This window comes from Sphaerisporangium krabiense (genome assembly GCF_014200435.1).
Classification (GTDB): domain Bacteria; phylum Actinomycetota; class Actinomycetes; order Streptosporangiales; family Streptosporangiaceae; genus Sphaerisporangium; species Sphaerisporangium krabiense.
In genome coordinates, this window is the sequence record NZ_JACHBR010000001.1 from 129,150 (window position 1) to 151,533 (window position 22,384).

Below are 22,384 nucleotides of genomic sequence, written 5' to 3' on the forward strand. Positions count from 1 at the left end.
GGGCTACTGCTTCTCGGCCGTCGGACGGACGTGCCGGACGACCTTCTCCTGGCCGACCTCGTCGGCCTCGAGCGGAGTCACCGGCTCGTCCTTGACGAGCAGCTCGCCGGAGGAGGTCTGGAACGTCTTCTTGAATTCCGTGATCGCCTCCTTGAGCGTGGTGACGGTGTCGTCGTTGATCTCACCGGTCTCGCGGAGGCCGTCGAGCAGGCCCTTGTACTTCGTCGCGACGTAGTCGAGGAACTCGGCCTCGAAGCGGGCGATGTCCTCGAGCGGGACGTCGTCCAGCTCACCGCTGGTGCCGGCCCACACCGAGACGACCTCGCGCTCCACCGGGTACGGCGAGTACTGCGGCTGCTTGAGCAGCTCGACCAGGCGGGCGCCGCGCTCCAGCTGGGCGCGGGAGGCCGCGTCCAGGTCGGAGGCGAACGCCGCGAAGGCCTCCAGGTCGCGGTACTGCGACAGCGACAGGCGCAGCGTGCCGGCGACCTTGCGCATCGCCTTGATCTGCGCCGAGCCGCCGACCCGGGAGACCGAGACACCGACGTTGATCGCCGGGCGGACGCCGGCGTTGAACAGGTCGGTCTCCAGGAAGCACTGGCCGTCGGTGATGGAGATGACGTTGGTCGGGATGAACGCCGACACGTCGTTGCCCTTGGTCTCGATGATCGGCAGGCCGGTCATCGATCCGGCGCCCATGTCGTTCGACAGCTTGGCGCAGCGCTCCAGCAGGCGGGAGTGCAAGTAGAACACGTCGCCGGGGAACGCCTCGCGGCCCGGCGGGCGGCGCAGCAGCAGGGACACGGCGCGGTAGGCGTCGGCCTGCTTGCTCAGGTCGTCGAAGACGATGAGCACGTGCTTGCCCTGGTACATCCAGTGCTGGCCGATGGCCGAACCGGTGTAGGGGGCGATGTACTTGAAGCCGGCCGCGTCGGAGGCGGGCGCGGCGACGATGGTGGTGTACTCCAGGGCGCCGGCCTCCTCGAGGCGGGCGCGCACCTGCGCGATCGTGGAGCCCTTCTGGCCGATCGCGACGTAGACGCAGCGGACCTGCTTGGTGGGGTCGCCGCTGGCCCAGTTCTCGCGCTGGTTGAGGATCGTGTCCACGGCGATCGCGGTCTTGCCGGTGCCGCGGTCGCCGATGATGAGCTGGCGCTGGCCGCGGCCGATCGGCGTCATGGCGTCGATCGCCTTGATGCCGGTCTGCAGGGGCTCCTTCACCGGCTGGCGCTGGACCACCGAGGGGGCCTGCAGCTCCAGCGGACGGCGGGTCTCGGCCTCGATCGGGCCCTTGCCGTCCAGCGGGTTGCCCAGCGCGTCGACGACGCGGCCGAGGAAGGCGTCGCCGACCGGCGCGGACAGGACCTCGCCCGTCCGGCGGACCGACTGGCCCTCTTCGATGCCGCTGAAGTCGCCCAGGATAACGGCACCGATCTCCCGGACGTCCAGGTTCAGTGCCAGGCCACGCGTGCCGTCCTCGAACTCAAGCAGCTCGTTCGCCATCGCCGAGGGAAGGCCGGAGATGTGGGCGATGCCGTCGCCGGCATCGACGACGGTCCCGATCTCCTCTCGGGCAGCCCCTTCCGGCTCGTACGCCTGGACGAAGCGCTCAAGCGCGTTCCGGATCTCGTCCGGCCGGATCGTCAGCTCCGCCATCTCTCTTCAGTCTCCCTAATCATCGGCCGCCCTGACTCTGCTAGCCGGCCAACCGGCGGCGGACTTCTTCAATACGTCCTGCGATCGTGGTGTCGATCAACTCATCGCCCAGACGGACGGAGAATCCACCGATCACCTTTGGGTCCACCTCGACGTTCAGGTGGACGTCGCGACCGTACGTGGTGCGCAACCAGGCGGCGAGACGCTGCCGCTGCGCGTCGGTCAGCGGAACCGCGCTGCGCACCACGGCGACAAATTGCTGTCGCTGCTCCGCCACGAGCTGGATGTACTCATCCAGCCCCCGTTCCAAGCTACGTCCTCTGGGGTAGAGCGCAAGCTGCGTGACCAGCCGCAACGTGGACGGGGCCACCTTGTCGCCGAGCAGGTCGGCCAGCAGGCCGCGCTTGGCCTCGGCGGGGACCGCCGGGTCGGCAAGCGCGTGGCGCAGCTCGGGGTTGGCCTCGACGATGCGGCCGAAGCGGAAGAGCTCGTCCTCCACATCGTCGAGCCTGCCCTGGGACTCGGCCTCGGCGACCGAGGCGATGACGCTGAGCCGCTCCAGCGCGTCGGCGAGGTCGACGGACTTCGACCACTTGACGGAGACGGCCGCGACGACCGTCTCCAGGGCGGCGTCGCTGATCCTGCCGGACAGCAGGGACCGCACGACCTCGTCCTTCCGCTCCGCGGTGCGGGCGGGGTCGGCGAGGTTGCGGCGGAGCCCGTGCTCGCGGTCGAGCAGCACGGAGACCGCCAGCAGGTCCTCGGCCACGCGGCCGAGGTCGGCCGTGCCGGCGACCGCGTTGAAGCGCTCCTCGACCTCGGCGAGCGAGCTACGGCTCAGGCCTCTCATCAGCGCACCGCCGCCCCGTCCGCGGACTCCAGCTCCGTGAGGAAGCGGTCCACGACCCGGCTCTGACGCGCCTCGTCCTCGAGGGACTCGCCGACGATGCGGCCGGCCAGATCGGTGGCCAGACGGCCGAGCTCGGCCTGCAGCTGGGCGAACGCCTGCCGGCGGTCGGCCTCGATCTGCGCGTGCGCGGACTCGATCAGGCGCCGGGCCTCGGCCTGGGCCTCCTCGCGCAGCTCCGCCTTGATCTGCGCGGCCTGCTCGCGGGCCTCTTCCCGCAGCCGGGCCGCGTCGTGGCGGGCCTCGTCGAGCTTGGCGCGGTACTCCTCCAGCGTGCGCTGGGCCGCGGCCTGTGCCTCCTCGGCCCGCTTGAGACCGCCCTCGATGGCGTCGGCCCGCATCTCCAGGGTCTTCTGGAGGCGGGGCACCAAGAGACGGCCGACGAAGAACAGGACCAGCAGGAACGCGAACCCGCCGACCACCATCTCCGCCACGCCGGGCAGGAGAGGGTTGGGAGCTTCTTCTGCCGCTACCAGATACACAATTGCCACCTTCCGCCAGGGAGGGTCGCGTCAGGCCCGGAAGGCGAACGCGAGCGCGATACCGATGAGGGCGAGCGCCTCGGCGAACACGAAGCCCAGGATCATGTTCTGGCGGATCAGGCCGTAGGCCTCCGGCTGGCGGGCGATGGCCTGCACGCCCTGGCCGAAGATGATGCCGATGCCGATGCCGGGGCCGATCGCGGCGAGGCCGTAGCCGATGGAGCCGAGGTTGCCGGTCACGTCAGCGAGGACAGACATGCGTGTTTCCTTTTCTATCGACCAGTGGAACGTCCACCGGGGTTAGGACGGACTGTGGAATCTCTCAGTGCGCGGCGTGGAGCGCGTCGTTGATGTACATCGCCGCCAGCAGCGCGAAGACGTAGGCCTGCAGCGCCTGGATGAAGAGCTCGAAGGCGGTGAGCAGGATCGTCATGAGAACCCCGAGCACGCCGAGCGGGGCGCCGAGCGGCGTCAGCTTGACGAACAGGAAGTGCCAGCCGACCTCGGAGAACAGGGCCACGATCAGGTGCCCGGCCATCATGGTGGCGAAGAGTCGCACCGCGTGGGTGATGTGGCGCAGGAAGAACGTCGAGACCAGCTCGATCGGGGCGACCAGGACGTAGATCCAGCCGGGGAGGCCCGGGGGGAACATCACGTTCTTGAAGAAGCCGATGGGGCCCTGGTGCTTGATGCCCAGGTACATCACCAGCAGCCAGATGCCGATGGACAGGATCGCCGGATAGCCGATGCGCGACATGACCGGGAACTGGATGAAGATGACCGAGCCGAACAGGTTCATGATCCACACGAACAGGAACAGGCTGAACAGCAGCGGCATCCACCGGTCGCTGTTCTTGCCCAGGTTCGGCCTGGCGATCTGGTCGCGGACGAACTCGTAGGCGAGTTCGCCGACGTTCTGCACGCCGCGCGGCACGAGCTTCGGCCGGGAGAAGGCGAAGAAGGAGAAGACCACGACCACGAGCACGGCGATCAGCGCGTAGAGCGCGGGCTTGTTGAACCAGGCCTGACCGTCGACGATCGGCGGCCAGTCGAAAAGGCCCAACCCCGGAGCATGGAACTCATCGGAGGCGAGAGGCGTCAGCGTGGCGCTCACTCGTCGTTCCCTTCGTCGTGATGATCGGTCAAGAGGCCCTCCGGTGGCCGCGGGTAGGAGAGGCCCGCCGGAGAAGAAGTGTGAAGAGGGCGAGGAGGCCAGGACTCGATGGCACAGGCGAACGTTCCCCTGCCGCGCACGCGACAATAGCAGGCGTGGCCGTGACTAGTCATATCGAGCCAGCCTCGCGAGGCCATGGCCTCAGGCGCTCGGCGATGATCGGTCCCGCCCCGTCTGCCAAGGCGAGTGTAGGGCAAGTTCGCGGAGGTCAGAACGCGACGCGTCACGTCCGCTTCTCCTCGACCACGCCCGGGACCTTCACAGTGGGGTCGACATAGAGGATCTTGAGTTTGAGGAAGCCGCGCGCCTCGCCGATGGTCCAGCAGATCGTGCACGCGATGACGGTGAGGGTGAAGGCTCCCGGGTGCCACACGGTGGCGTCCGCGAAGTACTCCAGCGTCACGGCCAGCAGCAGGATCTTCGTCAGGAAGGTGCCGAGGGCCGCGGCCATCATCATGGTGGGCGAGACGCGCGCCGCGTAGGTCACCGCGATGAGACTGATGGTGAAGAAGGCCGCCACGACCAGCACCCCGATGCCCGCGCCGAGCGCTCCCTTGGCGCCCTCGGCGAACGCCGCGGCGACGACGGCTATCAGCCCGGCCAGCGCCGCCGGCATCGCGGCCGCCCGGAGAATCTGGAGGTCGTTGGCCTGCATCGGTGCTCCAAAGAACAGTTGTCAAGCGAGCGATTGCTACCTCGCGGGGCGGGTCGTACCCGCCCCTGCTAGTGAAAGGTATCACAAGCTCATGAAGGAGCGCCTTTACCTGGGCTTTCGAGGGGGTGAACGGACGTTTCAGCCGGTCGCGGCGGTGGCGCGCGAGGTGCCCTCGGCGACGGGCGGGTCCGCCGGGGCCGGGCCGGAGCCGGGACCGGGGCCGCGCCGCGAGGAGTGCGCCCCTCCTTTGCCGCGCCCCGACCGCCACCGCGGCAGGCCCATGAGCAGCAGCACGACTATGGCGAACAACACGACGAGGGGGAACACGATCAGCGGCACGCCGCCCACCGAGAAGCCGACGACCGTGGCGGCGAACAGGAACGACCACGCGTACATGATCAGCACGGTGCGGCGGTGGGAGTGCCCGATCTGCAGCAGGCGGTGGTGCAGGTGGCCGCGGTCGGGCGCGAGCGGCGACTTGCCGCGCGAGGTGCGCCGGACCACCGCCATGACCAGGTCGGCCAGCGGGAGCACCATCACCGCGAGCGGCAGCAGGATCGGCAGCACGACGGGGAACCGGTTGATGTCCTCGGAGGCTCCCCGGTAGTCGACGGTGCCGGTCACCGTGACGACCGAGGTGGCGAGCACGAGGCCGATGAGCATGGCGCCGGTGTCGCCCATGAAGATCTTGGACGGGTGGAAGTTGTGCGGCAGGAAGCCCAGGCACATGCCGATGAGGATCGCCGTGATCGCCGCCGTGACGCTCAGCCGGCCCTGTTCCAGGCTGTCGGTCAGCGCGATCGTCCACACGAACGTCGCCATCGCGGCGATGCCGACGATGCCCGCCGCGAGGCCGTCCAGGCCGTCCACGAAGTTCACGGCGTTGATGGCGACCACCACGACGAGGATCGTGATGACGGTCTGCAGCGTGCTGTCGAGGCTCACGGTGTTGCCGTTGGGCAGCGGCACCCACAGGAGCGTCAGCTTGAACGCCACCAGCAGACCGGCGGCGGCGATCTGCCCGCCCAGTTTGACCAGGGCGTCCATGCCCCACCAGTCGTCGAGGAAGCCGGTGAGCACGATGACGCCGCCCGCGAGGGCCAGCGCGATGACGGTCTGGCCCTCACCCACCGTGGGGTCGGCCAGAGTGGCCCCGATATGGTCCAGGCGGCTCGCGACGAAGAGCCCGGCCAGCATGCCGGCGTACATCGCCAGGCCGCCGAGGCGCGGGGTCCGGACGGTGTGCACGTCGCGCTCGCGGATCTCCGGCGCGGCGCCGATGCGGAGCGCGAACACCCTGACCAGGGGGACCAGCAGGTAAGTGACCGCCGCCGCCACCAGCGCTATGAGTGTGTATTCGCGCACGTACCTAGTTTCCCGGATTGTCCGGTCACCTGGGACCGGAAAACTGCACAGAACCGCACATTAACCTCGTGGATACGCCGGATGACTCCGTGTGAGCCGCGTCACCCGCTCGGCCACCGACGTTATCGCACCCGGATCGCCCACCGCGTGCGCCACCATCGACGCGATCTCCTTCATCTCCGTCACCCCCATGCCCTGCGTGGTCACGCACGGCGTGCCGAGCCGGACGCCCGACGTCACCGCCGGAGGCAGCGGATCGTAGGGGATCGCGTTGCGGTTGAGAGTGATCTTCGCACGGGCGCAGGCCCGTTCCGCGTCGGCCCCCGTCACCCCGAGCGGGCGCAGGTCCACGAGGGCCAGATGGGTGTCGGTGCCGCCCGAGACCGGGCGCATCCCCTCCTCCTCGAGCGCCCCCGCCAGCGCCCGGGCGTTGGCGACCACCCGCCCGGCGTACGCGCGGAACTCCGGCCGGGCGGCCTCGCCGAAGGCCACGGCCTTCGCCGCGATCGCGTGCATCAGCGGCCCTCCCTGGGTGAACGGGAACACCGCGCGGTCGACGCGGGAGGCCAGCTCCTCGGTGCACAGGATCGCCCCGCCCCGCGGCCCCCGCAGCGCCTTGTGCGTGGTGAACGTCACGACGTCGGCGTGCGGGACCGGTGAGGGCACCACGCCGCCCGCCACCAGGCCGATCGTGTGCGCGACGTCCGCGAGCAGCCACGCCCCCACCTCGTCGGCGACGCCGCGGAACACCGCGAAGTCGATCAGCCTGGGGTAGGCGGTGGCCCCGCAGACGATCAGCTTGGGCCGGTGGCGCAGCGCCAGGTCGCGCACCTCGTCGTAGTCGATCGTCTCGGTGTCGCGCCGCACGCCGTACGCCACCACGTCGAACCAGCGGCCCGAGAAGTTGACCTTCGAGCCGTGCGTCAGGTGACCGCCGTGGGACAGCGCCATGGCCAGCATCGTGTCGCCCGGCCGCAGCAGCGCGGCGTACGCGGCGAGGTTGGCGGACGCGCCCGAATGGGGCTGCACGTTGGCGTGGTCGGCGCCGAACAGGTCCTTCGCCCGGTCGACGGCCAGCCGCTCCGCCCGGTCCACGACCTCGCAGCCGCCGTAGTAGCGCCTGCCCGGATAGCCCTCGGCGTACTTGTTGGTCAGCGTGGAGCCGAGCGCAGCCATCACCGCGGGTGAGGTGAAGTTCTCGCTGGCGATGAGCTGCAGGCCGCCCCTGAGCCGCTCGACCTCGTCCAGCAGGATGCGCGCGACCTCGGGATCCTCCTGCCACAGCTCCGCGAAGTCGGCGCCGTAGAAGACGTCCCCGGCGCACTCGGGCCCGCCGCCGGGCCGGCGTGGTTCGTGGCCGGGTCCTTTCGCCGCCATGGCTCGATCACCGTCCCCTTCCTCGCGCGGAAGCGCACGAGGACCACCGATCTCCCCACTGTATGTCCCGGTGTGCCGCGGCGCGCCGCCGCGGGCGGCGGGTCAGTTGTAGGCGTGCGGGGCCGACGAGGCGACCGGCACCCAGCGGGGGGTGTCCGCGGCCTGGTCGCTGATCGCGGTGAGCACGGCCTGGCGGTACATGCCGAGACGGGTGCGCCACTCCCCCATGTCCTGGACGTACCGCTCGGCGACGGGCGCGTCCCAGACGTCGCGGCTGCGTGCCATCTGGTACGCCTTGTCCAGCGAGCCGGTGAGCCCCTCCAGCAACGGCAGGGCCTGCTGCCACAGGTCCACGAGCTTCTGGTACTCGGGGTTGAAGCGCCAGCTCGTCGCCTGCCCGTCCAGGCCGAGCGGGTCGGAGGTGGACGCGGGCGGCGTCTCGCCGGGCTGGAGGGGCTTGGGCGCGGGCGGGTCTGCGTACATGTCGGACACCCCTCCTTACGAACCGGACGACGAGGGCCGGTACCCGTCCGGACCCGGACCATGCCCCGGGGGCGGCGGCGGCCCCTCGGACGGGTCGTCGCCGTAGGGGCCGGCGGGGTGCGCGCCGGGGCCGCTGAGATCACCGGGACGGGGCGGAGGGTCCGAGGCCATGTGGACGCCCGAGTGGATCTGTGCCGAAGGTCCTGCGGCGCTCTCAGGGGCCGCTGGAGCCTGGTAAGCGGCGGCGGCGCCTCCGTCGGGCGGCAGCGGGGCCGACGGCTTCGCCGATCCGGACGGATCGCCGGGCGGGAGGGAGCCGATCGGGCCGTCGGCTCGCGGGTGGCCGGGCTGCGCGCCGTCGGGCGGGACGACGACCGGCTGCTCCATGGGCGGGATCTTGTCCATGTTCCGCGACAGCCAGTCCAGATGCTCCTGGCTCGGCGGGTCCATGGTCACCTCGACCACCCGGACGCCGTCCACGTCGATCACGCGCGTGCGCTCGCCCGAGGTGTCGACGTCGTGGGAGTTGTCCGGCGCCGGCGTGTCGAGCCCGCCGCCGTCTCCCCCGCCCTGCGGCGCGCCCGCGTACGGCTCCACGTACTGCGGCTCGCCGCCCTTGGGCGAGTCATCCTGCTTGGGCGCCGGATCACCCTTGGGCTCGGGATCCGCCTTGGGAGCGGAGTGCCCCTTGGGCTCCGGATCCACCTTGGGCGCCGAGTCATGCTTCGGAGCCTCGTGCTTGGGCGCCTCGTGCTTGGGCGCGTCATGCTTGGGCGTCTCGTGCTTCGGGGCCTCGTGCTTCGGAGTGTTGTCGTGCTTGGGGGCGTCCTGCTTCTCCCGGGGGGCGTTGTCGCCGTGGGGGGTTTGCCGGGTGTCCGGCTTGTCCGCCTGAGGCGGGTCGACCTTGTGCGTGTTGTCGCTCTTCGGCGGGTCGGACTTCTCGTGCTTCTCCGGCTTGTGCTCCTTGGGAGCGTCGTGCTTGTCGGTCTTGTCCGACGTCGGCGGCGGGGTCTGCTTCTCGGGCTTGTCGTGCTTCTCGGGCTTGTCCTTGGTCTGGGAGTCCGAGGTGGGAGCGCCGTGCTTGTCGCCCTTATCGCTCTTGTCCTTCTTGGGCGCGTCGTCCTTGTCGCCCTTGTCGCCCTTGGGAGGGTCCTGCTTCTCGGGGGCCTTCTGCTTCATGGTCTTCGGGCCGGCGTCCGGCTCCTTCTGCTTCTCTTTCTTCTCCAGAAGGACCAGGCGGGCGGTGACGTCCTTGACCAGCGTGTCCCCGGCGTCGGCCACCTGGGCCGGGCGGTGCGTCGCGGGAACGGACAGGCCCGCCGCGCCGGTGAGCTGGGCGATGCGCGACTCGACCGTCCGCATCTGGTGCCCCGCGCGCCCGACCTCGGCCAGCAGATCGCGGACCAGCTTGGGGTCCATGCCGTCCAGCTTGCCCATCGGCGTCTCCCCTTGCTCGTGGTCGCGCTCCGCCGGCCGCTCGTCAGAGAAGGGCCGCGCCCTGCCCGCAGCCATGCTCCCTCGCCACGGCCCGTCGCTCAAGAGCGCGGACGCGCTTCACGGTAACGTCGGCGCCCGCCCGCAGGGCCCGGCGATAGCCACACGGCATGATTCGCGGTCACCCCGGCGGGAGGGACGCGGCGCCCGCCGGGGCGGGCCGGCTCAGGCCTCGCCGTCCGCCTTCTGAGCGCGCGCGGCCGTCTCCGGCTTCTCGGAGCTTCCGTCCTTGTCCCGCTTCTCCTCGGTCGCGGCCTTCTCGTCGGCCGCGGCCTTCTCGTCCGCCGGGGCGTTCTCGAGCTCGGGCTCCGGGTCGGCGTCGGTGGCGAGGTAGCCGACGATCGCCCGCAGCTTGTCGACCGGGATCGCGCCCTTGCGCAGCACGCGGGGCACCGGCGTGGTGAGGTCGAGGATCGTGGAGGGGACGTTCTCCGTGAGGGGCCCGGCCTCCAGGTAGACGCCGACCGCCTCCCCGAGCATCGCCTCGGCCTCGGCCGCGGTCCTGGCGGGTGGGGCGCCGGAGATGTTGGCGCTGCTCACCGCCATGGGACCGGTGTCTTTCAGCAGTTCGAGCGCGACGGCGTGCAGCGGCATGCGGACCGCGACGGTGCCCTTCGTCTCGCCGAGGTCCCAGGTCAGGGACCGGCCGGCCTTGCAGACCAGGGTGAGCGGGCCGGGCCAGAAGGCGTCGATGAGGTCCTGCCCGTAGGCGCCGAGGTCCTCGATCAGGGCGGTGGCGGCGCGCACGGTGCCGACCAGGACCGGCACGGGCATGTCCCTGCCGCGGCCCTTGGTCTCCAGCAGTTTGCCCACGGAGTAGTGCGTGAAGGCGTCGGCGCCGAGGCCGTAGACCGTGTCGGTCGGGAGCACGACCAGCTCGCCCGCGCGGATCGCGGCGGCCGCGTCGGCGAGCCCGACCGCGCGCTCCTCGCTGTTGGAAAGGTCATAACGTCGGATCACGACTTGTCATCCTCCCATGTCGGACGGGCCGTCCCGCCAGGGGCGTCGCGCATGGACCGCGTCCCTGTCATCGTGGCCTCATTCCTGGCCGAAACGGGCGGTGACGTAGCGGTCGCGCCCGGCGAGATCGGTGTGGTCGCGGGTGTCGCGCCACCCGCGCTCCTCGGAGAACTCAAGGTAGACCGACGAGCCCTGCTGGTCGGCGTGCTCGACCGCGACGAGCCCGCCCGGGCGCAACAGCCGCCGTGCCGTCCGCTCCACGGCGCGCACCTCGTCCAGGCCGTCCTCGCCCGAGCCGTACAGGGCGCGGGAGGGGTCGTAGTCGCGCACCTCGGGGTCACGGGGGATGGCGCCGGGCGGAATGTAGGGCGGGTTGGAGATCACCAGGTCCACGCGGCCGTCGAGTTCGGGCAGGCAGTCGGCGAGGTCCTCGGGGTGGAGGGACACCCGGCCCTGGCCGTGCTCGACGATGTTGCGCTTGGCCCAGCCGTAGGCGACCGGATCGACCTCGACGGCATGGACCTGGGCGAGCGCGACCTCCTGGGCGATCGACAGCGCGATGGCCCCGGAGCCGGTGCCGAGGTCGACGACGACGGGCGAGGCGACGTCCATCTCGCGGAGGCGGTCGATCGCCCAGCCCGCGACGACCTCGGTCTCGGGTCTCGGGACGAAGACGCCGGGGCCGACGTCCAGGGACAGGTACCGGAAGTAGGCGCGCCCGGTGATGTGCTGGAGCGGCTCACGGGCCTCGCGCCGGGCGACGCCCTCCCAGAACAGGGCGTCGAACTCCGCGTCGGGCACGGTGTGGAGCTGGCCACGCCGGACGCCGTGGACGAACGCCGCGATCTCCTCGGCGTCGGTCCGCGGTGAGGGAACCCCCGCCTCGGCCAGCCGGGCGGTGGCGAGCGCTATCTCGTCCATCAGCAAGGTCATGGCAGTTTTCGCGATTTTCGTGACTTGTCTCGTTCTGGGTGGGCGGCGTGTCGGCGGGCGGAGGTCACGCGTGGGCGGCCAGCTTCTCCGCCATCTCGGCGTCGATGAGCGCTTGGATGACCGCCGAGAGATCGCCGTCGAGCACCTGGTCGAGGTTGTACGCCTTGAACCCCACCCGGTGGTCGGAGATGCGGTTCTCCGGGAAATTGTAGGTGCGGACGCGCTCGGAACGGTCGACCGTGCGAACCTGGGACTTGCGCTCGGCCGAGGCGGCGGCGTCGGCCTGCTCCTGGGCGATGGCCAGCAGCCGGGCGCGCAGGATGCGCAGCGCCGACTCCTTGTTCTGGAGCTGGCTCTTCTCGTTCTGGCAGGACACCACGACGCCGGTGGGCACGTGCGTGATGCGCACCGCCGAGTCGGTGGTGTTGACGCTCTGGCCGCCGGGCCCGGAGCTGCGGAACACGTCGATGCGCAGGTCGTTGGGGTCGATCTGGACGTCGACCTCCTCGGCCTCGGGGTACACCAGCACGCCGGCGGCGGAGGTGTGGATGCGGCCCTGGGACTCGGTGACCGGCACGCGCTGCACGCGGTGGACGCCGCCCTCGAACTTCAGCCGCGACCAGACGCCGTCGGCGCCCTTGCCCTTCATCGCGACCGTCACGTCCTTGTAGCCGCCGAGGTCGGACTGCTGGGAGTCGATGATCTCGGTCTTCCAGCCCTCGCGCTCGGCGTAGCGCAGGTACATGCGCAGAAGGTCGCCGGCGAACAGCGCGGACTCCTCGCCGCCCTCGCCCGCCTTGATCTCCATGATGATGTCCTTGTCATCGTTGGGATCGCGCGGGATGAGCAGGTGCTTGAGGCGCTCCTCCAGCTGGGGCGCGCGGGCCTCCAGCTCGGCCATCTCGTCGGCGAAGGCGGCGTCCTCGGCGGCGAGCTCCCTGGCGGCCTCCAGATCGTCGCGCACGGCCTCCAGCTCGCGGTAGGCGGCGACGATGGGCGTGAGCTGGGCGTAGCGCCTGCCGAGGGTGCGGGCCCGGTTCTGGTCGGCGTGCACGGCGGGATCGGCGAGCTTGACCTCCAGCTCGGCGTGCTCCGCGAGCAACTCGTCCAGGTTCACCGTGCGACCTTCTTCCTACGTGACGTGCTTCGTGGCGAGAAACCGGGCCTTCATCAAGAACGCCGACCCGGGCACGCCCCCGCCGCATGGGGGGACGCTTCCGGGCCGGCGCTGCTTGCCGGGCTACTTGCTCGCGGGCTTCTTGCCGAAACGCTTCTCGAAGCGGGCCACCCGGCCGCCGGTGTCCAGGATCTTCTGCTTGCCCGTGTAGAACGGGTGGCAGGCGGAGCAGACGTCGGCGTGGATCACGCCGTTCTTCGCGGTGCTCCGGGTGGTGAAGCTGCTGCCGCAGCTGCAGGTCACCTGCGTGGTGCCGTACTGCGGGTGGATGTCGGGCTTCATCTCAGTCCTCTCTGGGCGCGGCCGCCGGGTCGCCTTGGTCGCTCACGTCGGGGTGACGCGCGGACGGGCGGGAACCGGAACCGCCATGGGTCGGCTACCAGTGTGCCAGATCCTGTAACCGCGCCAGGCCATCGTCCATTCCCGCGGCCGCTCGCGGCCGACCCCGGACACCGGCCGTCGACGCAAGAGTCGGCGTACGGTCACCACGATGTTACGGAGTTAACCAATTAAAGCCCCACATTCGGGGAAAAGCCGGGCTGTGACCGTGATTCCCGGAAGGAACACGCCGTGGGGACGCCGCGGCCTAGGAGCGGCCGAGGTAGGCGAGGACGGCGAGAACCCGTCGGTGGTCGTCGGGCGTGGGGTCGAGCCCCAGTTTGCCGAAGATCCCCGAGATGTGCTTCTCGACCGCCCCCTCGGTGACCCCGAGACGCCCGGCGATCGCGTTGTTGGACCGCCCCTCGGCCATGAGCCCGAGGACCTCTGACTCCCGGCCGGTCAGCGACCCGACCGGCTCGCGGCGGCGGCTCAGCAACTGGACGACGACCTCCGGGTCGATCACGGTGCCCCCGGCCGCGACCCTGCGCACGGCGTCGAGGAACTCGGCCACGTCGGCCACGCGCTCCTTGAGCAGGTAGCCGACGGCCGCGGCGCCGCGCCCGATCAGCTCGGTGGCGTACCGCTCCTCGACGTACTGCGACAGCACCAGCACCGGCAGGCCCGGCACCAGGGCGCGGGCGGACAGCGCGGCCCGCAGCCCCTCGTCGGTGTGGCTCGGCGGCATGCGGACGTCGACGACGGCGAGGTCCGGCCGGTGCTCGCGCACCGCGTCGACGAGCCCGGGGCCGTCGCCGACCGCGGCGACCGTGTCGATGCCCCCGTCGGCGAGGAGCCGGGCGAGGCCCTCGCGCAGCAGCACCGAGTCCTCGGCGATCACGACCCGCATCCCGCGCGCTCCCGTCACCACTCGTACGGTAGCCGGGCCCGGACGACCGTGGGGCCGCCCGGCGGGCTCTCGATGGTCAGCGTGCCGTCGATGGTCGCCGCGCGGTCCTCCAGCCCCGCCAGGCCGCCGCCCGGGACCGCCTCGGCCCCGCCGATCCCGTTGTCGCGCACCTCCACCACCACCCGGTCTCCCTCCCGTCCCACCAGCACCGACGCCTCGGTGGCGACCGAGTGCTTGGCGACATTGGCCAGCGACTCGGCGACGATGAAGTACGCGATGCTCTCGACCGCGGCGGGCGGGCGCTCGTCGAGCCCGACCACGACGTCCACGCGGTTCGGCGCCCGCGCGGCCAGCGCCGACAGGGCGGCGTCCAGGCCCCGGTCGGTCAGGATGGCCGGATAGATGCCCCGCGCGAGGTCGCGCAGCTCGGCGATCGCGGCCTTGGCGTCGGCGTGGGCGCGGGCGAGCAGCTCCCTGGCCTCCTCGGGCGCGGAGTCGAACTTCGCCTGGGCCCTGCCGAGCTCCATCGCCACCGACAGCAGCCGCTGCTGGGCCCCGTCGTGCAGGTCGCGCTCGATCCTGCGCCGCTCGGCCTCGGCGGCGTCCACTCCCCTGGCCCGGCTGGCCCGCAGATGCCTGACCCGTGCCTCGTCCCCGGCGCCGAGCAGGGCGACGGCGAGCAGGCCGTGCAGCCAGGCCATGCCCCGCGTGACGTACAGCGTGACCACCAGCGCCGCGACCCCGCAGAGCGCCCAGGGCAGCGACCCGGGCAGGGAGTCGATCACGAGACCGTCGCCGATCACCGTGGTGTCGCCGGACAGCACCACCACCGGCTGGGCGAGCAGCCCGATCGCGCACGACCACAGCGTCAGGGAGACCAGGAACTCGCTCAGGCCGAGCGGGAACAGCAGCAGCAGGTAGCCGAGGTCCTTCCAGGTGGCGGGGTCGCCGACCAGCCAGCCGAGATGCCGCACCACCCCCGCCTTCGGCCTCGGCCGGTACGGGTCGGGGATGACGACGCCGAACGCCAGGCGCAGCACCCGGCGCTCCAGCATGGCGCCGCCGCGCCACAGCAGCATCGCGAGCAACAGCATCGGCAGCCCGGCCCACACGATGACCAGCGCGAGCGCCGTGGAGAGCCCTACGGCGAGGAGCACGAACCAGGTGAGCCCCGTGGCGAAGGAGGCCACGAACAGGTACGGCACCGCGCGCCAGGTCATCGGGTCGATGAGCAGTCCCAGGGGGCCGTACGGCCCGAGCGGGACGCGCCGGCGCAGCGGCCGGCGCGTCGTCGCATCGGCGGTCATTCGCACGTCCTCCGGTCGAACGTCGGCCGCGTGGTGCGCGTCGGCCCTGACGTCACGAGCCTGCCAAGCCGCGGGGCGCCGCGCCATGGGCCGGGCGTCACCCCTTGGCGTAGGGCTGGCCCCACCTTACGGACGCCTTGCCGAGACCTTGTGGCCCCTGTGCGGCCCCTTGCCGACCCCTTCTGGACCCTTCTGGAGCCCTTGGGGACGCGGACATGGCAAGGGCGGCGGGCCGGTTACGGCCCGCCGCCCTGTCACACGCCTGCCGTGCGGGGAGGTCAGTCGCGGTCGGAGCTGACCGTGGTCTTCTGGACCTGGAGCAGGAACTCGGCGTTGGACTGCGTCTCGCGCATCTTCTCCAGCAGGAGCTCCAGCGCCTGCTGCATGTCGAGCGCGTGGAGCACCCGGCGCAGCTTCCAGACGATCTGCAGCTCGTCCCGGGACAGCAGGATCTCCTCCTTGCGGGTGCCGGACGCGTCGACGTCCACCGCGGGGAAGATCCGCTTGTCGGCCAGGGACCTGTTGAGCTTCAGCTCGGCGTTGCCGGTGCCCTTGAACTCCTCGAAGATGACCTCGTCCATCTTGGAGCCGGTCTCGACCAGCGCCGTGGCGAGGATCGTCAGCGAGCCGCCGTTCTCGATGTTGCGCGCCGCGCCGAAGAACCGCTTCGGCGGGTACAGCGCGGTCGAGTCGACACCACCGGACAGGATGCGCCCGGAGGCCGGGGCCGCCAGGTTGTAGGCCCGGCCGAGGCGGGTGATGGAGTCGAGCAGCACCACGACGTCGTGGCCGAGCTCCACCAGCCGCTTGGCGCGCTCGATGGCGAGCTCGGCGACCGTGGTGTGGTCCTCGGCGGGACGGTCGAAGGTCGAGTGGATGACCTCGCCCTTCACCGAGCGCTGCATGTCGGTGACCTCTTCCGGCCGCTCGTCGACGAGGACGACCATGAGGTGGCACTCGGGGTTGTTGCGCGTGATCGCGTTGGCGATCGCCTGGAGGACCATCGTCTTACCGGCCTTGGGCGGCGAGACGATCAGGCCGCGCTGGCCCTTGCCGATGGGGGCCACCAGGTCGATGATGCGCGTGGTGAGGATGTTGGGGTCGGTCTCCAGCCTCAGGCGCTCCTGCGGATAGAGCGGCGTCAGCTTGGTGAAGTCCGGCCGGTTGCGCGACTGCTCGGGGTCCATGCCGTTGACCGTGTCGAGCCGGACGAGCGCGTTGAACTTCTCGCGGCGCTCGCCGTCGCGGGGCTGGCGGACCGCTCCGGTGATCACGTCGCCCTTGCGCAGGCCGTTGCGGCGGATCTGCGCCAGCGAGACGTACACGTCGTTGGCGCCGGGCAGGTAGCCGCTGGTGCGCACGAACGCGTAGTTGTCGAGGATGTCGAGGATGCCCGCGATGGGGATCAGGACGTCGTCGTCGCCGATCACCGGCTCGTTGCCGTCGAAGCGGTCGCGGCCCCGGCGGTTGCGCTCCCTGAACCGGCCGCGGCGGCCACGGCGGTCGTCGTCGCCCTGCGGGTCGCCACCGCGCGGGTCGCCGCCGCGCGGGTCGCCGCCACGCTGGTCGCGGACCTGGTCGCGGTCGCGGTCGCGCCCCTGGGCCTGGTCGCGGTCACGGTCGCGGTCACGGCCCTGCGCCTGGTCACGGGACTGCTCGCGGCCCTGCTGGCGGCTGTCGCCCGCGTCGGCGGCCCGCTGCTCCGGACGGCTGTTGTCACCGCGGTTGTCGGGACGGTTGTCGCCGCGCTCGCGGCGGTCTCCGCGCTCGCCCCTGCTGCGGCGCTCGCGGCGGGACTCGGTGCGCTCGGGGCGCGCTTCCTGCGCGGCGGCCTGGACGGGCTCGGCGGTCACGGCGACGGGGGCGGCCTGCTCGGCGGGCTGCGCCTCGGGGGCCGGGGCACGCTCTTCGCGCACTTCGGCGACGGCCTCGGCGGGCGCCGGGCGGGAACGTTCCCGCCGGGTACGGGTGGGCCGCTCGGCCGGTGGCTCCGCCGTGACGGCGGGAGCGGCGGGAGCGGCGGGGGCCGTGGCGACGGCGGGTGCCTCGGCGATGGGAGAGGCACCGTCGGCGGAAACGCCCTGCTTCTCCTGGATGGCCGCGATGAGCTGGCTCTTGCGCATCCGCCCCGTCCCGCTGATGCCCAGGCTCGACGCGAGAGCCTGCAACTCGGGCAGCACCATGGCCGCGAGGCCGGTGCCGGAGCGACGGCGCGGCCGGGCCGCGGCGCGGGTGGGGGTGTCGCCGGCGACCGGCGGCACTGTGCCGGTGGCGTCGGAGAGGAGTTCGGTGGTGTCGCTCAACTAAAAGGTCCTTCCCAGGGGTCGGGCGTCGGCCACGATCAGCCAGGCGTCCCGGTGGTGCGACCCGGCGGGACAGACCGGGTCGGGCTGGACGAACTTCTACGGTGTCGGGAAGCCGGTGCGTCTAACCGGCACAGAGCCGTCACCGTCGAGATTCGCGAGCCGTTGGGGGCCCGGGGGTCGCCCCCCGGCTGGTTACCGCCGACCAGATGTCGATGCCAGTCGAACGCGCATGTCCCCGATTACGCCGCTTCTCGACACGCCAACCGGATGTGGACCAACCGGAGGCGATGAATTCGGGAAGCCCGCTGAGCGGCTCGCGTCTGACGACACGAGGCGCGATCCAGCGATGTATGGCTGACAAGCACGCACCCGCAACGGGGGCATCTGGTGCGGCTATCAGCCTAACATCACCAGCGCACACTGCTATTCCCTGAAGGTCGAAGATGCATCAGCGTGTCTCGGGAAAATGAACGGCCGCACCGGATCGGTCGACGTCCAAAGGCTGGATGTGCCAGTCATTACCCACTTCCGACGCGATCAAATCATGGGTATCCGGCGTTCCGAACACGAGAACCGTCGGACCGGCCCCCGATACGACCGCGGGAACCCCCGCCACGCGCAGACGTTGTACCAGATCGGCCGTGCCCGGCATGGCAGGCGCGCGGTAGGCCTGGTGCAGACGATCTTCCGTGGCGGCCAGCAGAACCTCACTCTCCGGACGCTGGGTCAGCGCCGCGATGAGCAGGGCGGCGCGTCCGGCGTTCGCGGCCGCGTCGGCATGCGGTACGTCCTTCGGCAGGAGCCCGCGCGCCGTCTCGGTGGAGAGCCGGGTTCTCGGCACGAAAACCACTGGTCGGACGCCCCCGTGCGGGCTCAGTTCCAGCTTACGCGGCCTTCCGGACAGCTCCGTCCACGCGATGGTGAGGCCACCGGAAAGGCACGGTGCGACGTTGTCCGGATGGCCCTCCATCTCGGTGGCCAGCGCGAACACCTCGTCGTCCGTCAGGGCGCCCGCGCCGAGCGCGCGGGCGGCGAGCAGCCCCGCGCAGATCGCCGCCGAGGACGACCCGAGGCCGCGCGCGTGGGGGATGCGGTTGTGGCAGCGCAGCCGGATGCCGCGCGGCTGCGGCGCGCCCGCCCGGTCGTAGGCGGCCCGCATCGCCCTGACGATCAGGTGGCCCTCGCCGAGGTCCAGCTCACCGGCGCCTTCGCCCTCGACGGAGACCTGGACCGAGCGCGCGGCGGCGGAACCGCCCACGTCGTCGTGGACGCTCGCCTCGATCTCGTCGTACAGCGCGAGGGCCAGCCCGAGCGAGTCGAAGCCGGGCCCGAGATTGGCACTGGTGGCGGGCACGCGGACGACGACGCTGCTCGATGCCATGCGGTTCCTCGGATTCGTGTGGGTGATGTGAGAAAAGTGATCTCGGTTGCGCCGAGACCCGTATTGAGCGATTCACGAGCGCCCGTGAGCGATTCACGCTCATGAACGATTCACGAACGCCGTTTCCCGGGGGTTTCCGGGCGCGCCCCAGGGGGCACCGGTCACGGGCCCGAGGGCGAACGCCGTTGTTCTCGGGGTGACGCCCGTGAGGACAGGGGTCACCGGGCGGGATCCTCGGGGGTCGTCGCGAAACCCGCGGCCGTCCTTGGCCGGCGCTCCCCCGGGTACCCCGTATCCGGCGCCAGGAGACCGGCGGCCCTGCCGGTCCTTCCCACGCTTTTCCGGGTGTCGCCGGACATGATGCCGGGTCGGCCGCGATTCGTCCAGGGGTGGACGGGGGTGTCAGGCCAGTTCGAGCGCGCCCGCGGCGGCGAAGGCGTCGACGGGGATCGTCAGCGGGGTCGGCGCCCCGGAGATGGCCCAGTCGGGGTCCTTGAGGCCGTTGCCGGTGACCGTGCAGACCACGCGCTCGCCGTGCCGCAGCATGCCCTGCTCGTGGGCCTGGAGCAGGCCGGCCACGCTCGCGGCGGAGGCCAGCTCGACGAACACGCCCTCTTCCTGCGCGAGGAGCTTGTACGCCGTGGCGATCTGGCGGTCGGTGACGGCCTGGATGTCGCCGCCGGACTCGTCGCGGGCCGCCTCGGCGAGCCGCCAGGACGCGGGGTTGCCGATGCGGATGGCCGTGGCGATCGTGTGCGGGTGGGTGACCGGGGCGCCCTGGACGATGGGCGCCGCGCCGCTGGCCTGGAAGCCGAGCATGCGCGGGGTGCGGGTGGCGACGCCGTCGCCGGCGTACTCGCGGTAGCCCATCCAGTAGGCGGAGATGTTGCCCGCGTTGCCGACGGGGATGCAGTGGACGTCGGGCGCGTCGCCGAGGGCGTCGACGATCTCGAACGCGGCGGTCTTCTGTCCCTGGAGCCGGTGGGGGTTCACCGAGTTGACCAGGGCGATCGGGAAGTTCTCCGCGAGCTTCCTGGTCATTTCGAGGCAGTCGTCGAAGGAGCCGTCGACCTGGAGGAGCTTGGCGCCGTGCACGAGGGCCTGGGCGAGCTTGCCCATGGCGATCTTGCCGCGCGGGACCAGGACCGCGCAGGTGAGCCCGGCGCGTACGGCGTAGGCCGCGGCCGAGGCGCTGGTGTTGCCGGTGGAGGCGCAGATGACCGCCTTGGCGCCCTCTTCGACCGCCTTGCTGATGGCCACGGTCATGCCCCGGTCCTTGAAGCTGCCGGTGGGGTTGAGGCCCTCGACCTTGAGGTGGACCTCGCAGCCGGTCAGGTCGGACAGGCGCCGCGCGGGGACGAGCGGCGTGCCCCCCTCCAGCAGGGTGACCACGGGCGTCGTCGCGGTCACGGGGAGCCTGTCACGGTATTCCTCGATGAGGCCACGCCATGCCCTGAACATCGTCGCTCCTCCCGCGCCCGGCCGGGCGATCGTCGCCCGGGCGGCGCGTAACCATGGGTCCGCTACCAGCGGTATCAGGACACCGAGTCTACGGGGACGCCCACGGCGCCGCGTCCGTTGTCCACAGGCTGGACGGGCGTTTCCCCTTCGCGCGCGGGTGCGGCGCCGCTCGGGGAATGTTCGGCGCTACCTGTCATGACCACGAAAAAGCAGTACAACTCACTCTTTACCGCCATTTACCAATAATTGGGAAAGGGTCGCATGATCAGCGAGATCGCGGGAACGCTGCGTCCCGCCACCGCTCTCCCGCGGCTCTTACGAAGCTCTCAGGATCCTTGGGTATGGTCGGCACCCGGCGGCGAAGCGAACCGACGAAGGAGCGACCACCGTGCCCGTCCCCCCGCGGACGGGACCGGCGACCACCGGTCTCGACCAGGGAAAGCCCACGACCGGTGGCCGAGGCGACCGGCCCAGAATCCGCCACAACGACTACTCCCCGCTCGTCCCGCCCCCGCTCGGCGGGTGGGAGCCCGAGCTGCCGGTGAGCGTGGTCATCCCGGCCCACGGCGGGCAGCACCGGCTCGACCTCACGCTCGCCGCCCTCGCCGCGCAGACCTACCCGGCCGGGCTGCTGGAGGTCATCGTCGTGGACGACGGCAGCGAGCCGCCCCTGCGCCTGCCGCACGACCGCCCCGAGAACACCCGGCTCGTGCCCGCCGCGCCCGGCGGCTGGGGGACGGCGCACGCCCTCAACACCGGCGCCGCCCAGGCCGAGGGCGCGGTGATCCAGCGCCTCGACTCCGACATGGTGATCTGCCGCGAGCACATCGAGGCGCTGGCGCGCTGGCACCACCTCACCGACTACGTCGTGACCATCGGCGCCAAGGTCTTCCTGGACGAGCCCCCGCTCACCGCCGCGCGGGTGCGCGCCGCCGTGGCCGCGGGCGAGCTGGACTCGCTCTTCGACATGGCGGCCGCGATCCCCAGCAGCACCGAGGCGACGATCCGCCGCCTGGACGGGCTGCGCACCAGCAAGAACCCCTACCACGTCTGCACCGGCCCCACCGTGTCGCTGCGCCGCGACCTGTTCCGCGCGGCCGGGGGCCTGGACCCCGCCGTGCTGCGCGGCGAGGACACCGAGTTCGCCTACCGCCTGGCGATGCGCGGGGCCGTCTTCGTCCCCGACATGGCGGCCCGGGCCGTTCACCTGGGCATCCCCGCCCAGCGCCTCGACCGCGACGCCACCGTGCGCGTGGTCGCGCCCTTCCTGGCCCAGCGGGTGCCGCTGCGACGCGACCTGCGCAAGGAGCGCGGCAGGCGCTGGCTGGTCCCCTACGTCGAGGTCGTGCTGGACGCCACCGGCCGCGCCGAGCCGGAGGTCCGCGCGGCCGTCGGCGCGGCGCTGAACGGCGGCCTGCCCGACGTCGCGGTCACGCTCCTCGGGCCGTGGGCGTCCCTCACCGACGGCCGTCACCCCGTGCTCGGCGACCCGCACTTCGAGGCGCGGCTGATCCGCGAGCAGTTCCGGCACGACCCCGCCGTCACGCTGGCCGCCGAGGCGCCGCGCGACCCCGCCCCCGTCCCGTTCCGCTACACCGGTCCCGTGGACGTCCCCCTGGCGCGGCGCACCCTGGAACAGATGATCAAGACGCTGTCCGAGACGCGGGCCGGGCTGCTGGTGGTCGAGTTCCCCGACGGCCGCACCGCCCGCCTCGAACGCACCGAGGCGGTGAACCGCGCCCGCCTGCTCGCCGCGGAGGGCGAGGACCTCGCCGAGGTCATCGAACTCACCCACGGCGTGCGGCACGCGGCGTCGGCGGAGTACTGGCCCTCCCCCGCCAAGGACGAGGGCGGGTCCCAGCAGGCTCCGCGACGGTCCGCCGGCGGTGACGGCCGCGCCACCCGGGACGGCGGCCCCGCGTCCCCCGGAGCCCCGGAGAAGCTGGTCAGAAGGCTCAGAACGGCCCTGCGCGGACGCTGAGGACCCGCCTGCCGCGCCACAAGGGTCTCCCGTCCGGCCCGCCGCCCCGGCCGACTC

The 22,384-nt window shown here is 71.5% G+C and carries 20 protein-coding genes; 1 reads left to right on the plus strand and 19 read right to left on the minus strand.

Features of this window, described 5'->3' with window-relative positions; genetic code table 11:
- Nucleotides 1-3 precede the first annotated feature (3 nt).
- The 19 genes from atpA to thrC form a co-directional block, all read right to left on the minus strand.
- Nucleotides 4-1,656 (minus strand): F0F1 ATP synthase subunit alpha, encoded by a 1,653-nt coding sequence (gene atpA / locus BJ981_RS00615; protein WP_184607797.1) that lies wholly within the window; start codon nt 1,654-1,656, stop codon nt 4-6.
- Nucleotides 1,657-1,696: 40 nt separating this feature from the next.
- A complete protein-coding gene (locus BJ981_RS00620; RefSeq protein WP_184607798.1) occupies nt 1,697-2,506 on the minus strand; it encodes a F0F1 ATP synthase subunit delta in 810 nt (269 codons plus the stop codon).
- Complete coding sequence (locus tag BJ981_RS00625; RefSeq protein WP_204070187.1) at nt 2,506-3,045, minus strand: F0F1 ATP synthase subunit B; 540 nt, start codon at nt 3,043-3,045, stop codon at nt 2,506-2,508. Before BJ981_RS00625 ends, BJ981_RS00620 begins: the two co-directional genes overlap by 1 nt.
- A gap of 30 nt (nt 3,046-3,075) precedes the next feature.
- Nucleotides 3,076-3,303, minus strand: a complete 228-nt coding sequence (gene atpE / locus BJ981_RS00630) for an ATP synthase F0 subunit C (RefSeq protein ID WP_184607800.1) — start codon at nt 3,301-3,303, stop codon at nt 3,076-3,078.
- A gap of 64 nt (nt 3,304-3,367) precedes the next feature.
- The gene (gene atpB, locus BJ981_RS00635; protein WP_184607801.1) at nt 3,368-4,159 is read right to left on the minus strand and encodes a F0F1 ATP synthase subunit A; all 792 of its coding nucleotides are present in this window, start codon (nt 4,157-4,159) and stop codon (nt 3,368-3,370) included.
- A 283-nt stretch (nt 4,160-4,442) separates the two neighbouring features.
- The gene (locus BJ981_RS00640) at nt 4,443-4,874 is read right to left on the minus strand and encodes a Cg1360 family ATP-synthase-associated protein (RefSeq protein ID WP_184607802.1); all 432 of its coding nucleotides are present in this window, start codon (nt 4,872-4,874) and stop codon (nt 4,443-4,445) included.
- A 138-nt stretch (nt 4,875-5,012) separates the two neighbouring features.
- Complete coding sequence (locus BJ981_RS00645; RefSeq protein WP_184607803.1) at nt 5,013-6,239, minus strand: glycosyltransferase family 4 protein; 1,227 nt, start codon at nt 6,237-6,239, stop codon at nt 5,013-5,015.
- A 60-nt stretch (nt 6,240-6,299) separates the two neighbouring features.
- The gene (gene glyA, locus BJ981_RS00650) at nt 6,300-7,616 is read right to left on the minus strand and encodes a serine hydroxymethyltransferase (RefSeq protein ID WP_184607804.1); all 1,317 of its coding nucleotides are present in this window, start codon (nt 7,614-7,616) and stop codon (nt 6,300-6,302) included.
- Between the two features lie 102 nt (nt 7,617-7,718).
- Nucleotides 7,719-8,099 (minus strand): hypothetical protein, encoded by a 381-nt coding sequence (locus BJ981_RS00655; protein ID WP_184607805.1) that lies wholly within the window; start codon nt 8,097-8,099, stop codon nt 7,719-7,721.
- A 15-nt stretch (nt 8,100-8,114) separates the two neighbouring features.
- Entirely contained in the window at nt 8,115-9,611 is a 1,497-nt protein-coding gene (locus tag BJ981_RS00660; protein ID WP_184607806.1) for a chromosomal replication initiator protein DnaA, read from the minus strand.
- A gap of 147 nt (nt 9,612-9,758) precedes the next feature.
- Nucleotides 9,759-10,553, minus strand: coding sequence for an L-threonylcarbamoyladenylate synthase (locus BJ981_RS00665; RefSeq protein ID WP_184607807.1), 795 nt, complete (start codon nt 10,551-10,553; stop codon nt 9,759-9,761).
- 78 nt (nt 10,554-10,631) lie between these two features.
- Nucleotides 10,632-11,486 carry a peptide chain release factor N(5)-glutamine methyltransferase gene (gene prmC, locus BJ981_RS00670; protein WP_184607808.1) on the minus strand — a complete coding sequence of 285 codons (855 nt, stop codon included), beginning with the start codon at nt 11,484-11,486 and terminating at the stop codon, nt 10,632-10,634.
- Nucleotides 11,487-11,550: 64 nt separating this feature from the next.
- Nucleotides 11,551-12,603, minus strand: a complete 1,053-nt coding sequence (gene prfA / locus BJ981_RS00675; protein ID WP_184607809.1) for a peptide chain release factor 1 — start codon at nt 12,601-12,603, stop codon at nt 11,551-11,553.
- Between the two features lie 123 nt (nt 12,604-12,726).
- Complete coding sequence (rpmE, locus tag BJ981_RS00680) at nt 12,727-12,945, minus strand: 50S ribosomal protein L31 (protein WP_184607810.1); 219 nt, start codon at nt 12,943-12,945, stop codon at nt 12,727-12,729.
- A 304-nt stretch (nt 12,946-13,249) separates the two neighbouring features.
- Nucleotides 13,250-13,891 (minus strand): response regulator transcription factor, encoded by a 642-nt coding sequence (locus BJ981_RS00685; RefSeq protein WP_184615419.1) that lies wholly within the window; start codon nt 13,889-13,891, stop codon nt 13,250-13,252.
- Nucleotides 13,892-13,905: 14 nt separating this feature from the next.
- Nucleotides 13,906-15,198 (minus strand): sensor histidine kinase, encoded by a 1,293-nt coding sequence (locus BJ981_RS00690; protein ID WP_204070186.1) that lies wholly within the window; start codon nt 15,196-15,198, stop codon nt 13,906-13,908.
- 278 nt (nt 15,199-15,476) lie between these two features.
- The gene (gene rho, locus BJ981_RS00695) at nt 15,477-17,501 is read right to left on the minus strand and encodes a transcription termination factor Rho (protein ID WP_184607811.1); all 2,025 of its coding nucleotides are present in this window, start codon (nt 17,499-17,501) and stop codon (nt 15,477-15,479) included.
- Between the two features lie 451 nt (nt 17,502-17,952).
- Entirely contained in the window at nt 17,953-18,885 is a 933-nt protein-coding gene (gene thrB, locus BJ981_RS00700; RefSeq protein WP_184607812.1) for a homoserine kinase, read from the minus strand.
- Nucleotides 18,886-19,287: 402 nt separating this feature from the next.
- Nucleotides 19,288-20,346 carry a threonine synthase gene (gene thrC / locus BJ981_RS00705; protein WP_184607813.1) on the minus strand — a complete coding sequence of 353 codons (1,059 nt, stop codon included), beginning with the start codon at nt 20,344-20,346 and terminating at the stop codon, nt 19,288-19,290.
- 388 nt (nt 20,347-20,734) lie between these two features.
- Between thrC and BJ981_RS00710 the strand changes: the two genes are divergently transcribed.
- Nucleotides 20,735-22,327, plus strand: coding sequence for a glycosyltransferase family 2 protein (locus tag BJ981_RS00710; RefSeq protein ID WP_184607814.1), 1,593 nt, complete (start codon nt 20,735-20,737; stop codon nt 22,325-22,327).
- Nucleotides 22,328-22,384 lie beyond the last annotated feature (57 nt).

Bases quoted from the DNA above. Each gene is read 5' to 3' on its own strand.
- atpA (WP_184607797.1), bottom strand. From the start codon at position 1,656: ATGGCGGAGCTGACGATCCGGCCGGACGAGATCCGGAACGCGCTTGAG.
- BJ981_RS00620 (WP_184607798.1), bottom strand. From the start codon at position 2,506: ATGAGAGGCCTGAGCCGTAGCTCGCTCGCCGAGGTCGAGGAGCGCTTC.
- atpE (WP_184607800.1), bottom strand. From the start codon at position 3,303: ATGTCTGTCCTCGCTGACGTGACCGGCAACCTCGGCTCCATCGGCTAC.
- BJ981_RS00640 (WP_184607802.1), bottom strand. From the start codon at position 4,874: ATGCAGGCCAACGACCTCCAGATTCTCCGGGCGGCCGCGATGCCGGCG.
- glyA (WP_184607804.1), bottom strand. From the start codon at position 7,616: ATGGCGGCGAAAGGACCCGGCCACGAACCACGCCGGCCCGGCGGCGGG.
- BJ981_RS00655 (WP_184607805.1), bottom strand. From the start codon at position 8,099: ATGTACGCAGACCCGCCCGCGCCCAAGCCCCTCCAGCCCGGCGAGACG.
- BJ981_RS00660 (WP_184607806.1), bottom strand. From the start codon at position 9,611: ATGGCTGCGGGCAGGGCGCGGCCCTTCTCTGACGAGCGGCCGGCGGAG.
- prmC (WP_184607808.1), bottom strand. From the start codon at position 11,486: ATGACCTTGCTGATGGACGAGATAGCGCTCGCCACCGCCCGGCTGGCC.
- rpmE (WP_184607810.1), bottom strand. From the start codon at position 12,945: ATGAAGCCCGACATCCACCCGCAGTACGGCACCACGCAGGTGACCTGC.
- BJ981_RS00685 (WP_184615419.1), bottom strand. From the start codon at position 13,891: ATGCGGGTCGTGATCGCCGAGGACTCGGTGCTGCTGCGCGAGGGCCTC.
- BJ981_RS00690 (WP_204070186.1), bottom strand. From the start codon at position 15,198: ATGACCGCCGATGCGACGACGCGCCGGCCGCTGCGCCGGCGCGTCCCG.
- thrB (WP_184607812.1), bottom strand. From the start codon at position 18,885: ATGGCATCGAGCAGCGTCGTCGTCCGCGTGCCCGCCACCAGTGCCAAT.
- thrC (WP_184607813.1), bottom strand. From the start codon at position 20,346: ATGTTCAGGGCATGGCGTGGCCTCATCGAGGAATACCGTGACAGGCTC.